12 protein-coding genes are annotated in these 13,253 nt (G+C 61.7%); 7 read left to right on the forward strand and 5 right to left on the reverse strand.

The window, feature by feature from the left end:
- Positions 1-15 precede the first annotated feature (15 nt).
- From AC3CBN_RS09810 to AC3CBN_RS09825, 4 genes are all read right to left on the reverse strand, one after another.
- On the reverse strand, positions 16-417 hold the full coding sequence (locus tag AC3CBN_RS09810; RefSeq protein ID WP_488636614.1) for a DUF3301 domain-containing protein: 402 nt from the start codon (positions 415-417) through the stop codon (positions 16-18).
- 84 nt (positions 418-501) lie between these two features.
- Positions 502-1,356, reverse strand: coding sequence for a carboxylating nicotinate-nucleotide diphosphorylase (gene nadC, locus AC3CBN_RS09815; protein ID WP_488636615.1), 855 nt, complete (start codon positions 1,354-1,356; stop codon positions 502-504).
- Entirely contained in the window at positions 1,353-3,644 is a 2,292-nt protein-coding gene (locus AC3CBN_RS09820; protein ID WP_488636616.1) for a DUF1631 domain-containing protein, read from the reverse strand. The genes nadC and AC3CBN_RS09820 overlap by 4 nt, the downstream gene beginning before the upstream one ends.
- Before the next feature lie 159 nt (positions 3,645-3,803).
- Positions 3,804-4,076: a Trm112 family protein gene (locus AC3CBN_RS09825; RefSeq protein ID WP_488636617.1), complete on the reverse strand. Its 273-nt coding sequence runs from the start codon at positions 4,074-4,076 to the stop codon at positions 3,804-3,806.
- Between the two features lie 63 nt (positions 4,077-4,139).
- Here AC3CBN_RS09825 and purE point away from each other — a divergent pair, with 63 nt between their 5' ends.
- Together purE and AC3CBN_RS09835 are read left to right on the forward strand one after the other, a co-directional pair.
- The gene (purE, locus tag AC3CBN_RS09830) at positions 4,140-4,643 is read left to right on the forward strand and encodes a 5-(carboxyamino)imidazole ribonucleotide mutase (RefSeq protein WP_488636618.1); all 504 of its coding nucleotides are present in this window, start codon (positions 4,140-4,142) and stop codon (positions 4,641-4,643) included.
- Positions 4,640-5,794: a 5-(carboxyamino)imidazole ribonucleotide synthase gene (locus tag AC3CBN_RS09835; RefSeq protein ID WP_488636619.1), complete on the forward strand. Its 1,155-nt coding sequence runs from the start codon at positions 4,640-4,642 to the stop codon at positions 5,792-5,794. The genes purE and AC3CBN_RS09835 overlap by 4 nt, the downstream gene beginning before the upstream one ends.
- A gap of 61 nt (positions 5,795-5,855) precedes the next feature.
- Here AC3CBN_RS09835 and sodB read toward each other — a convergent pair whose 3' ends face one another.
- Positions 5,856-6,434, reverse strand: a complete 579-nt coding sequence (sodB, locus tag AC3CBN_RS09840) for a superoxide dismutase [Fe] (RefSeq protein WP_488636620.1) — start codon at positions 6,432-6,434, stop codon at positions 5,856-5,858.
- 122 nt (positions 6,435-6,556) lie between these two features.
- Between sodB and grxD the strand changes: the two genes are divergently transcribed.
- From grxD to AC3CBN_RS09865, 5 genes are all read left to right on the forward strand, one after another.
- Positions 6,557-6,880, forward strand: coding sequence for a Grx4 family monothiol glutaredoxin (gene grxD, locus AC3CBN_RS09845; RefSeq protein WP_488636701.1), 324 nt, complete (start codon positions 6,557-6,559; stop codon positions 6,878-6,880).
- Positions 6,880-7,650, forward strand: coding sequence for an SDR family NAD(P)-dependent oxidoreductase (locus AC3CBN_RS09850; RefSeq protein WP_488636621.1), 771 nt, complete (start codon positions 6,880-6,882; stop codon positions 7,648-7,650). Before grxD ends, AC3CBN_RS09850 begins: the two co-directional genes overlap by 1 nt.
- Before the next feature lie 36 nt (positions 7,651-7,686).
- Positions 7,687-8,286 (forward strand): YhgN family NAAT transporter, encoded by a 600-nt coding sequence (locus AC3CBN_RS09855; RefSeq protein ID WP_488636702.1) that lies wholly within the window; start codon positions 7,687-7,689, stop codon positions 8,284-8,286.
- Between the two features lie 101 nt (positions 8,287-8,387).
- Entirely contained in the window at positions 8,388-10,097 is a 1,710-nt protein-coding gene (olsF, locus tag AC3CBN_RS09860; RefSeq protein WP_488636622.1) for a bifunctional ornithine lipid synthase OlsF, read from the forward strand.
- Positions 10,098-10,559: 462 nt separating this feature from the next.
- Entirely contained in the window at positions 10,560-12,986 is a 2,427-nt protein-coding gene (locus AC3CBN_RS09865; RefSeq protein ID WP_488636623.1) for a TonB-dependent receptor, read from the forward strand.
- Positions 12,987-13,253 lie beyond the last annotated feature (267 nt).

The raw sequence follows: 13,253 nt of genomic DNA on the forward strand, positions 1-13,253 counted from the left end.
TCCCGGCGACTTACCTCAATGGAGGCGGGTGTCTTTCTTGGGCCGTAAGGGCACCACGTTGTCGGTGGCAGGCGGTGCCACGTGATCGGACATCAGTTCCGGCAGATGGCTCTGAATGGTGGGTAGGCTCAGACCTGTCAAGGTGTGGCCGATCATCCATAGCCGCCCTGGCTCACGGTCGTCGCCATCGATGCTTACCTCGAAGGTATAGCAGCGTTCGAGCAGCCATTGGCCATGCGGGCGACGTAGCCGCAGGCCGCGCAGACCCACGCTTTCATCAAGCAATTGCAGGCCGTGTTGGCGACACTGCTGGCGGGCCTCCTCAGTGGCCCGTTCACGGGAACGACTGAGCTTTAGCCATAAGCCAATGATCGACAGCAGTGCCAACAGCAGGATCAGGTCAGGGAGATCACTCATGAAGCGAGAGTGTAGGCGTCGTGGAGGGCTTGCAAGCCCTTTTCGCGACTGCAGCATCCAAACCTGATGGGGATGCCGCCGCTGCTAGCCCAGCTGTAACCGCAATGACAGGTCCACCGCCCGCACGTGCTTGGTCAGCGCGCCGACCGAGATAAAGTCGACCCCGGTGCGGGCGTAGTCACCGATGGTGGACAGGTCCACGTTGCCGGAAATCTCAAGCTCCGCGCGACCTTTGGCGATGGTCACCGCCTCGCGCATCAATGGCAGGGTGAAGTTATCCAGCATGATACGGTCGGCGCCCGCGTCGAGTGCCTGCTGAAGTTCGTCGAGGTTCTCCACTTCGATCTCAAGCAGCAGCGACGGATGCAGGCGCCTCGCCGCTTCGGCGGCAGCGCGGATGCTTCCGGCGGCGGTAATGTGATTTTCCTTCACCAGGATGGCGTCATAGAGGCCAATGCGGTGATTGTGTCCGCCACCGCAGCGCACCGCATACTTTTGGGCAAGGCGAAGGCCCGGTACGGTTTTACGGGTATCAAGCACGCGCACGCCGGTGCCGGCCACGGCAACCACGTAGGCCGCTGTGGCGGTGGCGGTGCCAGAGAGCAACTGCAGAAAATTGAGGGCGGATCGTTCGGCGCTCACCATGGGACGTGCCCGCCCCAGAATGCGGCAGATCACGGCTCCGGCTGAGGAGCGATCGCCGTCACGCAACTGCCAGTCGATCTTCACATCGGGATCGAGCGTGCGGAAGCAAGCGTTGAACCAGTCGATACCGGCGATCACCGCATCCTCGCGGCAGGTCAGCGTAGCACTGGCTTGCGCCTCGGCAGGAAGGAGATCGGCGGTGGCATCGCCGCTGCCGATATCTTCGGCAAATGCGCGCTCGACGTCCGCCCGGATCAGAGCGGGCGAGGGCGGGGCAAGATGGTTTGGAGTCATTCGATTACGGGGCTGGTCGCCGAGGCAGGCTGGCTCAGACGACCGACGATGGCGTCCAGCGCACGGTCGAAGAGGGCAGTGGATTCAAGCACGCGCGCCGTGCCACTGGTGAGCGCCGCGGCCAGTTCGTGCGGTGAGTGGTCAGCCACTTTGAGGCCGCGACGATTCACGAACAGGTAGCGGCCGCTCATCGGGCTGATCCAGGAAAGCTTGGCGCGCTCGATAGCTTCTGGCCCGGACATGAATTCCAGCCAGGTGCCAGGCTTGAGTTCGGCCACCAGCTGCATCTCCGGCGTATCGAGCGGCGGCTCGACTTCCGGTTCGGATCTTGCGAGTTCCGCTTCGGACTCGGCGATCGGCTGGATGCTATCGGGGATGGGCAGGTTGGTAGATTCCTCCACCGCCTGGACCTCTGCCTCCGACACGGCTTCACCAAGCTGATGCCGATAATAAGTATGCAGCTGGGTCAACAGGCGATCGATGTCGCTTTCCTGGAAGGCGACATTGGCCAGGCCGCGGCGCAGCGCACGTTCAATGCCGGGCAGCATCTGGCGCAACGCGCGACGCTCATCGAGCGTGCGTGCGGGCTTGGTGCTGTCAATGAAGTCGTTGGCAAAGCGCAATGCGTCGCGGAACTCGGTGGATTCCTCGCCTTGGCGCAAGATGGTCAGCACCAGATAGTTCGCCCAGGCGCGGGAAAGAATGCCGTGGATCAGCGGCGGCAGCGTATGGCCGTCTATACGGCTAAGGATCTCGCGAGCGGCGCGACGGCGCGCCTGTTCCAGCTTCTCGCGGCCACGGGTGGACTCGGCCACACGCTGCTCGGCCAGTTCGGCACGGCGACGGCTGATGTCCTGGAATTCCTGCAGCTCGACGCAGAGCCGCTCGAATATGGTGAGGTCGTCGTCGAAGTCCTGCAGCAGGCGGTCGACGATGGACTTGATCTTGTCGTGCAGGCGATGGTCGCGATCGGACTCCGCCGACCAACCCTTGGCCGCGTCGGCCAAGTTATCGAGCAGACGGCGTGCCGGATGCTGGCGGTGCGCGAACAGCTTGCGGTCGAGGATGGCGGCCTTGAGATACGGAATTTGCAGGCGTGCCAGCAGCACCTGCATGTCCGTCGGCAGGTTGCGGTCTTCGAGGATGAATTCGAACAGCATGCCGACGAGATCGATGGTGTCCTCGTCGATGGTCGACACCTGGCTCGGCCTTTCGCCGCGCAGCGAGCCGATCTGAGCAAGCAAGTGATCCTTGAGCTGCTGCACTTCGCCAGCCAGCTCCAGTGCGCTGCTTGCGCGCAAGGGCAACTGCTGGCTGATCGCCGCTTGGCTCTGCAGAACACTCAATGCCCCGATCAGCTCATTGGCGCTGGGCATCTGCAGGGCGCCGGCGGGCACCCGCATCGCCGTCTCGGGCCCGCCGCGGCGAGCACTGAAGAGCGTGCGCAAGGTCTGCAGCAGCTCGCTGGAGGCGTTTTCATCTTCAGCGAGGAATGCCACACCCTCGGCGGCTTCTGCAGCCGAACCCGGCGCGCCGCCGGAGGCAGTGCCGCCTGCGCGCGCTCCACCGCCCGCGCGCGCGACCTCATGGCGCAGTTGCGGCAACACACCCGCACGGATCAGCTCGGCGTTGATCTCCTGGTACAGCTCGTCCAGCGAGGCCAGCACATAGCGGTCGAACAGCTTGTAGATGATGAGCTTGACGCGCATCTCGGCGTTGAGCTCGCGCATCGCCTGGCGGAACGCCTGGGAGAGTGCGGCCGGCCCGACCGGATTGGAGCCGTCCTCAATCTTGATGCCGCCGTAGATGACCGATAGACGCTGGTTGACCGCGAACAGCTCGCGCGTGAGGCGGGTTTCGTTCTTGCCGATCATGCTGGTGATGGCCAGCGATTCTTCCAGCTCGTTGTCCGCCACCAGCGACAGCTCCACCGAGCCGATGGGCAGGGACGGTATGCCGGGATTGCCAGAGGCGTTGCGGTAGTTGGCGGCGAAGTCGGTCAGTTCGCGTGAGATCTGGGCCAGGAAGCCGCGCTCAACCATCGGGCGGCGCTTGCGCACTTCGCGCATGCCGTCGAAGTAGTGCATCTGGGCAGCATTGTTCTCGGCCTTCTCGGCCAGGTCGAACAGTGCGTCGTCGACATGCTCGAACATGCCGTTGATCAAGATCTGCAGGCGGCGGCCAGCGATGTCCCGGACGGTGTTCAAGAGGGCGCCTCCGCGCTCGCTGGATGGGTCCAGGCGCTGGCTCAGGCTGACGATGTTGGATGATTCACTGGCGTCTTTCATCGCCACACCCCTGAAGTGATGCCGATGAGCGTTCAGCCCATTCGACAATACGCACACCTACAATAAGGTAAGGCGGGCGCGCTGTCATGCTTTGCGTCGCGATATGTCGACGCGTTCACAGGGCACGTAGGGTCTTGCGGCTGGCTGACGCGCCAACGCCTAGGCGGCGGCCGGAAAATCCCGCAGCTGAAGGGTGCCAATGCCTTCTTCCGGCAACATCACCGGAATGCCGTCCTCGACCCGGTAGATCACCTTGCGATCGGTGGTGATCAGGCCTTCCGACAACGGGTCGCGTACGGCCACGCCCGCCACGTTTTGGACTTGGCCGGCCCCGATGGCGCCGTTGAGGGCATCCACTTCAGCGCGGTTGAGAGGGCGGACCGGGACCTTGCTGACTGGGCAGCACAGGATGTCGAGCAAGCGTTTATCCATGGGAGCGGGATCGTGCCGAAACGCGGAAAGTCCGTACAATAACCCTTTTGGATGGCTTGGGTCATGACCTCGACTTCCCTCCCGCCGCGCGTGGGTGTTGTGATGGGCTCCCGTTCGGACTGGGAAACCATGGAGCACGCCGCTGGCGTGCTGGCCGAACTCGGCGTTGCGCATGAGGTTCGGGTGGTGTCGGCGCACCGCACGCCGGACCTGCTATTCCAGTACGCCGAAGAGGCACTTGGTCGCGGCATCCAGGTGATCATCGCCGGCGCCGGTGGCGCGGCGCACCTGCCGGGCATGCTCGCGGCCAAGACGCGGCTGCCGGTGCTCGGTGTGCCCGTGCAATCGAAGGCGCTCAACGGCATGGACTCCCTGATGTCGATCGCGCAAATGCCGGCAGGTATCCCGGTCGGCACGCTGGCCATTGGCCGGGCAGGCGCGGTCAATGCCGGGTTGCTGGCGGCATCGGTGCTGGCCCTGCACGATCCGTCTCTCGCTTCCGCACTGGATGCCTACCGCGCACGCCAGACCCAGAGCGTGCTCGACCATCCGGACCCGCGCGCGTGACCGTCCGTCGTCAACCCGTCCTGGGCATCCTGGGTGGTGGTCAGCTCGCCCGCATGCTGGCGCTGGCGGCGGCTCCGTTGGGTGTGAAGAGCCTGGTGGTCGATAGCGCCGCTGACGCCTGTGCTGGCCAGGTGGCGCCGCTGGTGGTAGCCGATTGGACCGATTACGACGCGCTGGAGCATTTCTCCCGGCAGGTCGACGTCGTCACCTTCGATTTCGAGAACGTGCCGGCAGAGACCGCGCATTGGCTGGCCAAGCACGTCGACGTGTTTCCCGCGCCGCGCGCGCTGGCCGTAGCGCAGGACCGCCTGGCCGAAAAGACCTTGTTCCGCGAGTGCGGTCTGCGCACACCAGAGTTCAAGGCCATCGACACCCGCGACGATCTGGATCACGCATTGGCTGCCATCGGTGCGCCGGCCATCCTCAAGACTCGTCGCCTTGGCTATGACGGCAAGGGGCAGTTCCGCATCAAGACCCTGGCGGATGCCGATGCGGCCTGGGCCGCGCTCGGCGCCCAGGCTTCTGCGCATGGACTGATTCTGGAAGCGTTTGTGCCGTTCGACCGCGAGCTGTCGGTAATCGCCGTGCGCGGACGCGATGGTGAATTCCGCACCTGGCCGTTAACCCAGAACTGGCATACCGACGGCGTGCTTTCGCTCAGCCTCGCGCCGGCACCTGATATTGCGTCTTTGCAAGAACAGGCCACGATGTTGGCCCGTACGTTGGCGGAAAAACTCGAATACGTGGGTGTGTTCGCGCTGGAGCTTTTCGTCAAGGATGGAGAGCTGCTCGGCAACGAGATGGCGCCGCGGGTGCACAACTCCGGTCACTGGACCATCGAGGGTGCGCTCACCAGTCAGTTCGAGAATCACGTGCGAGCAGTGCTTGGCCTGCCGCTGGGAGATACCTCGGCGCGCGGGTTGTCGGCCATGTTCAACTGGATCGGCGAACTGCCCGATGCCAAACCGGTGCTCGAGGCGGTGGATGCGCACTGGCACGATTACGGCAAGCAGCCGCGTGTGGGCCGCAAGGTCGGGCATGCCACGGTGTGTGCCGTCAATGCCCGGGAGTTGGTTGAACGCCTTTCCGGCATTGCTCATGCACTCCATCGCGACGAGCAGGTCGATCCGGCGGTACGCGAACTTGGCTAAGCGCTGCCCATGAAAAAACGGAGCCGTTACTGGCTCCGTTTTTTCATCGAATCCCAGGAAATTAAGCCAGATTTTTGGCCGCGAAGTCCCAATTGACCAGGTTCCAGAACGCCTCGATGTACTTCGGACGGGCGTTGCGGTAGTCGATGTAATAGGCGTGTTCCCACACGTCGCAGGTCAGCAGCGGCTTGTCGCTGCCGGTGATCGGCGTGGCGGCGTTGGACGTGTTGACGATGCCCAGCGAGCCATCCGGACGCTGCACCAGCCAGGTCCAACCCGAGCCGAAGTTGCCCACGGCCGACTTGGTGAACTCTTCCTTGAACTTCTCCACCGAGCCGAAGGCCTTGGTGATGGCGTCGGCCAGCTTGCCGGTCGGCTCCTTGCCGCCATTCGGGCTGAGCGAGTGCCAGTAGAAGGTGTGGTTCCAGATCTGGGCCGAGTTGTTGAACACGCCGCCGGAGGACTTCTTGATGATGTCTTCCAGCGCAGCGTTCTCGAACTCGGTGCCCTTGATCAGGTTGTTGAGGTTGGTCACGTAGGCCTGGTGGTGCTTGCCATAGTGATACTCCAGCGTCTCGGCGGAGATGTGCGGCTCGAGCGCGTTCTTTTCATAGGGCAAGGGGGGGAGTTCGATCGCCATGTTGTGGCTCCTGGGCGTTGGCTGAGGAAAGGGGTCGGACCGGTGCACCCGGGCGGGCGGCTTCCGATACACGACTGATACACTACCGATCTAGACGCATTGTAATGATGAATGACAAGACTATGGACGTTAACGAGCGAATCAAGGCCGTGCTGGCCGAACACGCCATCGTGCTCTTCATGAAGGGCACGCCGCAGTTCCCCATGTGCGGCTTTTCAAGCCGCGCTGCGCAGGCGTTGAAGGACGCTGGCGCGCAGTTCCATGCGGTGAACGTGCTGGCTGATCCGGAAGTGCGCGCCGCGCTGCCGCATTACGCCAATTGGCCGACGTTCCCGCAGCTCTTCATCCAGGGCGAACTGATCGGTGGCTGCGACATCATCGAGGATCTGAAGGTCTCCGGTGAGTTGACGCGCATGGCCGCCGAAGTAACCGGGGCCAATTCCTGATGGCGCTTCCTTTTGTGCGCCTGCCGCTGGATTGGGCGCTGCCCGCTGGTTCGCTGAGTGGTCGAGTGGTGCTGGTGACAGGCGCCTATGGTGGTTTAGGTGCGGCAGTGGCGCGCGCTGCGTCGCGCGCAGGCGCCACGGTGGTGATTACCGGCCGGCGCAAGCGCCAGCTTGAGCAACTCTACGATGCGATGGTGGGAGAAGGTCTGCCGGAACCGATCATCCATCCGCTGGATATGGAAGTGGCTACGCCGCGCGATTACGAGGCGCTGGCCGAAGGTCTGCAACGTGATTTTGGACGTCTGGATGGCATCGTTCATGCGGCTGCGAGCTTCAACGGACTAACGCCGCTTGCCGTACACAAGCCGGACGACTGGTTGCGCGCCATGCATGTGAACGTATCGGCGCCGTTCGCACTTACCCAGGCCTGCATGCCGTTGCTGACGCAGGCGCCGGACAGCGCTGTGGTGTTCGTGCTGGACGATCCTGACCTGATGCAGCGTGCGCACTGGGGCGGCTATGGTGTGTCCAAGGCGGCACTGGAGCGATTCGTCGAGATACTGCATCAGGAAACCGAGAAGACGTCGATGCGTGCACATGCGTTGCTGCCTGCACCGATGCGCACCACGTTCCGTCGCGCTGCTTATTTCGGCGAGGACACCACCATTCAACCACTGCCGGATGCCACCGCTGAGGCAGCAATCTATCTCCTTGGTGCGCAGGGCAGGGCAGCGCGCGGCGCGACGCTCGACCTTCGCGTGCAGGCGTGACCATGCAGCAGGAGCGTGGCTGACATGGAAGCGCAGATGACCACGCTATCGGCGGCGATCCTGCTGTTCCTCATCATGGATCCGCTGGGCAACATCCCGATCTTTCTCAGCCTGCTGAAGGATGTGCCGCCCAAGCGTCGGCGTCACGTGATGGTGCGCGAGCTGCTGATCGCTCTTGGCGTGCTGTTGGTTTTCCTGATAGGTGGCCAGCACATCCTCAGATTGCTGCAGCTCAAGCAGGAGTCCATCAGCATTGCCGGCGGCATCGTGCTGTTCCTTATCGGCATCCGAATGGTGTTTCCGCCGGCCGACGGTGGCGGCATCTTCGGCAAGCCAGGCGAAGGCGAGCCGTTCATCGTACCGATGGCGATTCCCGGTGTGGCCGGGCCCTCCGCGATGGCGGCGCTGCTGCTGCTCACCAATACCCAGCCAGGTCGGACCGCAGACTGGGCCATCGCCCTGCTGGGCGCATGGCTGGCCACGGCAGTGATCCTTTTGTTCTCCACCTATCTGTTCCGCTGGCTGGGTGAAAGCGTACTCACTGCGCTTGAGCGGGTGATGGGCATGTTGCTGATTGCGTTGTCCGTGCAGATGTTCCTCAGCGGAATAGCGGCCTACCTGCATCTCGCTGTTTGAAACGTAAGGTAGTTCCGCTTACGTGATCTTTCGGTCCTCTCCGCATAACCTTGCTGTCATAATCCGCTACCAGCATTTGGGATTAATCCCAGGAGGCGGTCATGCTCAGCGTTGAACAGACCCTCACCGAACGTCTGCCATGGTTGGCGCAACATCCCCTGATCCTCCGGCCGATGGCCGGCATGCTGGGCCGATTGGCCGATGAGGATGGTTTCAACCGGACGCTTGATGCTATCGGCGAGGCGGAAGGCTTCGATTTCGTCGAGCGCTCGCTCGAACTGCTCGGCGTCAGTTACTTCGTCAACCCGCGTGAACGCGAAAACATCCCCGTCGAAGGCGGGGTGTTGATCGTCGCCAATCACCCGCTGGGCATGATAGATGCATTGACCCTGCTCCAGTTGGTCGGCTCGGTACGCAGCGACGTACGTATCCTGGCCAACGACTGGCTGATGTCGATTCCCCAACTGCACAAGTTACTGCTGCCGGTCGATGTGTTCGGCAAGGGCGCAGCATCACGCATGCGTGAAATCTACCGGGCGCTCGACAATGGCGAGGCGCTGATCGTGTTTCCAGCGGGCGAGGTTTCCCGCATCCGTCCCGACGGTGTAAGGGATGGTCGCTGGTCCGAAGGCTTTGCCCGCCTGGCCTTCCACAGCAAGGCGCCGGTGCTGCCGATCCACGTGGCGGCGCGCAATTCGGCAATGTTCTACGGACTGTCGATGCTGGCCAAGCCGCTCAGCACAGCCATGCTGCCGCGCGAGGCCATATCGCCGGTAAGCCGTCGCATCGGTTTCAGCGTGGGTGCGTTGGTCGGGATCGAAGAACTGGAAGAGCAGAGCGGCGGTTCCGCCAAGCGCGCGGCCAAATTGATGCGTCGGCACGTTTATCGTGTGGGACGTCATCGTGGACTCATCTTCGGTGGACAAGCGCCGCTGGCGCACCCGGAGCCGACCGATCGCGTGGCGGCCGAGCTGCAATTACAGGCCGAGAAGCTGGCTGATCTCAACGACGGCAAGCAGATTCTTTTATTCAAGGGCGCATCCGATAGCGTTGTGCTGCGCGAGATCGGTCGCCTGCGCGAGCTGACATTCCGCAAGGTGGGCGAGGGCACGGGTGCGCGCCGCGATCTTGACGCTTATGACCCGCATTACGAGCATCTGGTGCTATGGGATCCGAAAGCGCTGCGCATCGTGGGTTCGTACCGCTTTGGGCATGGTGGGCACCTTATTGCCGAGCGTGGCATGGCCAGCCTGTACACCTCCAGCCTGTTCAACTACTCGCCGGCACTCGAATCACGCCTGGCTCAGGGATTGGAATTGGGTCGCAGTTTCATCGCGCCGGCCTATTGGCGCTCCCGTGCACTCGATCAGCTATGGCAGGGCATTGGCCTGTACCTGCAGCGCCATCCGGAACTGCGTTACCTGTTCGGTCCGGTGAGCATGTCGGTGAGCCTCCCGCGTGAGGCGCGTGAATGGATCGCCGCGGCTCATCAGCATTATTTCGGCGCGCCGGGCCTGGCCTCGGCACGGCAGCCATTCGTGGTGTCGCCGGCGGTGATCGACCTGGTGCGCGACGCGCTCGCCGGCCTGGATCCCGCCACGGGCCTAGGCAAGCTCAAACATCATCTGGACGCACTCGGTGTGAGCCTGCCAGTGCTCTATCGCCAGTATGTCGATCTGGTTGAGCCAGAAGGGGTGCAGTTTCTCGATTTCGGTGAAGACCCGGGTTTCTCAGGCTGCGTTGATGGCCTGGTAATGCTGGATCTGGCGACACTCAAGCCGGCTAAGCGCACCCGCTATCTCGGCAAATGAGTTGCAAGCATCCTTGCGTGTCACCACGCAAGGATGCCGTCCTCGCCGAAGGCCGCCATGGGGCACCAGGACTCAGATCGCATCCTGCGATTTTTTGAGTTTCTGTGATTCATTGGTCAATTTTCTGTAAAATACTTATGTGACCCTTAGCGGGGTTGGTCAATGCGAAGGGGCGTTTCGCTGCATTGGCCGACGTATTCAATGGATTTCGTAATTTCTACCCGATCTCAACCGATCGGGTTTTTTTACGCCCAAAGGAAACGTTTAAAATTACGTTAAATGGCATGAAATTACGTTTCCATACAAATGGTTGCGCATTTTCTTTCGGCCATCGAAAGGGTTTTCTAGCGGGTGATGCTCCTCCCTGTCCCCAAAGCCGTTGGCCAGTCGCCCCCGGGCTGTCCGGTCCCTCCAACTTTGTAACTTCTGGAAATCGAGATGATGAAACGGAACCACCTTTCCATGGCGATCGCTGTCGTGTTTTGTATGGCTGCAGGTTCTGTCGTGGCCCAGGATGCCGCCAGCCAAACGGATCAGCCTGTCGCCAACAAAGAGGTGACGCAGCGCAGCAGTGTGTCGAGCACCTCCAACAGCACGACGTCCAACGACACCAAGCGCGTTCAGGAATTGAACACGGTGACGGTGCAGGCACAGAGCCTGTCGCTAGGTGGCGGTCTGATGTCGGTGCAGACGGCGCCGAAGGCGGTTTCGACCATCGGCCGCGATGCCATCGTCAAGGCACCGCCGGGCAGCAACTTCACCCAGATGATCAGCAGCATCCCGGGCGTGAACGCCTCCACCGACGACGTGACCGGCCTGTCGGACGGCAACTATTCCATTCGCGGCTTCAACTCCAGCGAAATCGGTGTGACGGTGAATGGCGCGCCGATCACCGACTCGGGTAGCTACGCGGTGTACGCCACGGAGTACGGCGACTCCGAAAACTATGGTGACATCACGGTGCTGCAGGGCATTCCTGACGTGGACATGCCCGATTCGGGCGCCGCCGGCGGTCACATCGCCTGGGCGACCATCGATCCGTCACATACGGCGGGCGTGGACTTCACGCAGTCGCTGGGCTCGCATGATTACCGTCGCACCTTCGTGCGTTTGAACACGGGCGACACGGGTCCGGTGCGTTCCTGGTTGTCCTATTCGGATAACTCGGTCGACAAGTGGCGCGGTGCGGGTGACCTGAATGTCACCAAGGTCGAAGGCAAGTCGCTGTGGACGATCAACGAAAACAACTCGATCAGCGCGTCGCTGCAGTACAACCGCGAAGTGCGCAATAGCTACTACAGCCTGGGCAAGTCTGACCTGCAAAAGCACGGCTACTTCTACGACTACGACACGACCTATACGCCGGGCGACAGCCAGTACTATCAGCTGCACACCAATCCGTTCCGCAACTACATGTTCAGCCTGGATGGCGAGTTCAAGCTGGCCGACACGCTCCGCTTGTCGGTGGTGCCGTACTTCCAGTACGGCGATGGCGGTGGCGGTACCGGCAACTCGTTCTTCGCCGAGACTACCAATGCGACCCAGAATCTGTACGAATCGGCGCATCAGGATCTGAACCAGGATGGTTCCATCGTCACGGGCCCGAATGGCAAGAAGGCGCTGGTGTACGGTTTCAGCAGCAGCACCACCTATCGTCCGGGTGTGATCGCGAAGTTCAACCAGGACCTGAGCACCGACAACGCGCTCGAATACGGATTCTGGTACGAGCGCACACGCCAGCAGCAGAACGACCGCTTCAGCATGGCCAGCTGGGCCACCGGCGTGCCGAACAACACCTGGGGCGACTCGAACTATGTGCTGTATCCCGATGGCCAGATCCAGAACGCCTACGAGGAATACACCACGACCGAGATCAAGAAGGGTTTCATCACCGATACGTGGACGCCGAATGACCAGTGGTTGTTCACCGCGGGTGTGGCTTACCTGCATGTGGATCGCTCGGGCTTTGCGTATGAGAACCCCGGTTCCACGGGCGGTTTTGGCAAGGAGTTCGGTGATGCCGACTTGTCGGGCACGTACCACAAGGTGACGCCGACCGCAGGTGTGAAGTTCTCGCCCAACGAGAACAGCCAGATCTATTACGGCATCGGCGAGACGTTCCGCGCGCCGCCGAATGGCGCCGTGTTCCTCAACCAGATCACCGGCACGGCTGCCAACAAGCCGGAGTCGGCCTGGAACAATGACCTCGGCTATCGCTTCTACAACGATCGTTTCTCGGCCAATGTGATGGTCTATCACAGCAACTTCAACAACAAGACCATCTCTGCGAAGGACCAGCTCACGGGTGAGCCGGTGTATACCGAGATCGCCCGCGTGAAGCAGCAGGGCTTCAACGCCGAGGCGAGCTTCAACTTCACTGAGGCCTGGAAGATCTACGGTTCGTACACCTACACCGAGGCCACCGTTGAGAGCGATCTCAACGCAGGCAAGAACAAGGCTGGCCAGTACGTGCTGTATCCGACGGAAGGCAAGCAGCTGTTCAATACGCCGCGCAATCTCGTGTACACCGCGCTGAGCTATGACAACGGCCCGCTGTGGGCGAGCATCTATGGCAACTACCACAGCTCGATGTACGGCGATTTCATGAACACCGAAAAGGTCGGGGGTTACAGCACCTTCGGCTTGAACGCCGGCTACCGCTTCAACGACTGGGCGAGCTGGTTCCGCAAGCCGTACATCAAGCTCAACGTGTCCAACATCACCGACCACCACGCGTTCACCAATGCCAACAACGCCGGTGCGTTCCTGGCGAACAACAGTGCGGGCTACGTGGGTCCGGACGGCAAGCCACTCGCGACGTCCGCGCCGTACTACTCGCTGCTAGAGCCGCGCACCTTCATGGTGACGGTGGGCGCCTCGTTCTTCTGATTTCCTGGAAAAACTTGTCTGTCTTTGAACCGGCGTCGAAAGGCGCCGGTTTTTTTTGCTTCCTGCGGACCAGGTCAAGGGCAAGAGCATGCGAATTGCGTAAGGATGCGGCGAAGGAAATGTGAGGAATTTGTCAAAAAGTTACGAATTTGTAATAAAATGCGCTTACATTCGTCGTGATGAGTCCAGGCTGGCGGCTTCAAGAAGCTCCCCAGGACGCATCAAATAATTACGGGAATCAGTCACTTAAGACGGTGGCGGAGGGGC

Source organism: Dyella sp. OK584, from assembly GCF_057787755.1.

What these genes read in the sequence shown, in the direction of transcription:
- sodB (WP_488636620.1), bottom strand. Translation starts at nt 6,434, where the DNA reads ATGGCGATCGAACTCCCCCCCTTGCCCTATGAAAAGAACGCGCTCGAG.
- AC3CBN_RS09850 (WP_488636621.1), top strand. Translation starts at nt 6,880, where the DNA reads ATGGCGCTTCCTTTTGTGCGCCTGCCGCTGGATTGGGCGCTGCCCGCT.
- nadC (WP_488636615.1), bottom strand. Translation starts at nt 1,356, where the DNA reads ATGACTCCAAACCATCTTGCCCCGCCCTCGCCCGCTCTGATCCGGGCG.
- AC3CBN_RS09825 (WP_488636617.1), bottom strand. Translation starts at nt 4,076, where the DNA reads ATGGATAAACGCTTGCTCGACATCCTGTGCTGCCCAGTCAGCAAGGTC.
- grxD (WP_488636701.1), top strand. Translation starts at nt 6,557, where the DNA reads ATGGACGTTAACGAGCGAATCAAGGCCGTGCTGGCCGAACACGCCATC.
- AC3CBN_RS09820 (WP_488636616.1), bottom strand. Translation starts at nt 3,644, where the DNA reads ATGAAAGACGCCAGTGAATCATCCAACATCGTCAGCCTGAGCCAGCGC.
- AC3CBN_RS09855 (WP_488636702.1), top strand. Translation starts at nt 7,687, where the DNA reads ATGACCACGCTATCGGCGGCGATCCTGCTGTTCCTCATCATGGATCCG.
- AC3CBN_RS09865 (WP_488636623.1), top strand. Translation starts at nt 10,560, where the DNA reads ATGGCGATCGCTGTCGTGTTTTGTATGGCTGCAGGTTCTGTCGTGGCC.
- purE (WP_488636618.1), top strand. Translation starts at nt 4,140, where the DNA reads ATGACCTCGACTTCCCTCCCGCCGCGCGTGGGTGTTGTGATGGGCTCC.
- olsF (WP_488636622.1), top strand. Translation starts at nt 8,388, where the DNA reads ATGCTCAGCGTTGAACAGACCCTCACCGAACGTCTGCCATGGTTGGCG.
- AC3CBN_RS09810 (WP_488636614.1), bottom strand. Translation starts at nt 417, where the DNA reads ATGAGTGATCTCCCTGACCTGATCCTGCTGTTGGCACTGCTGTCGATC.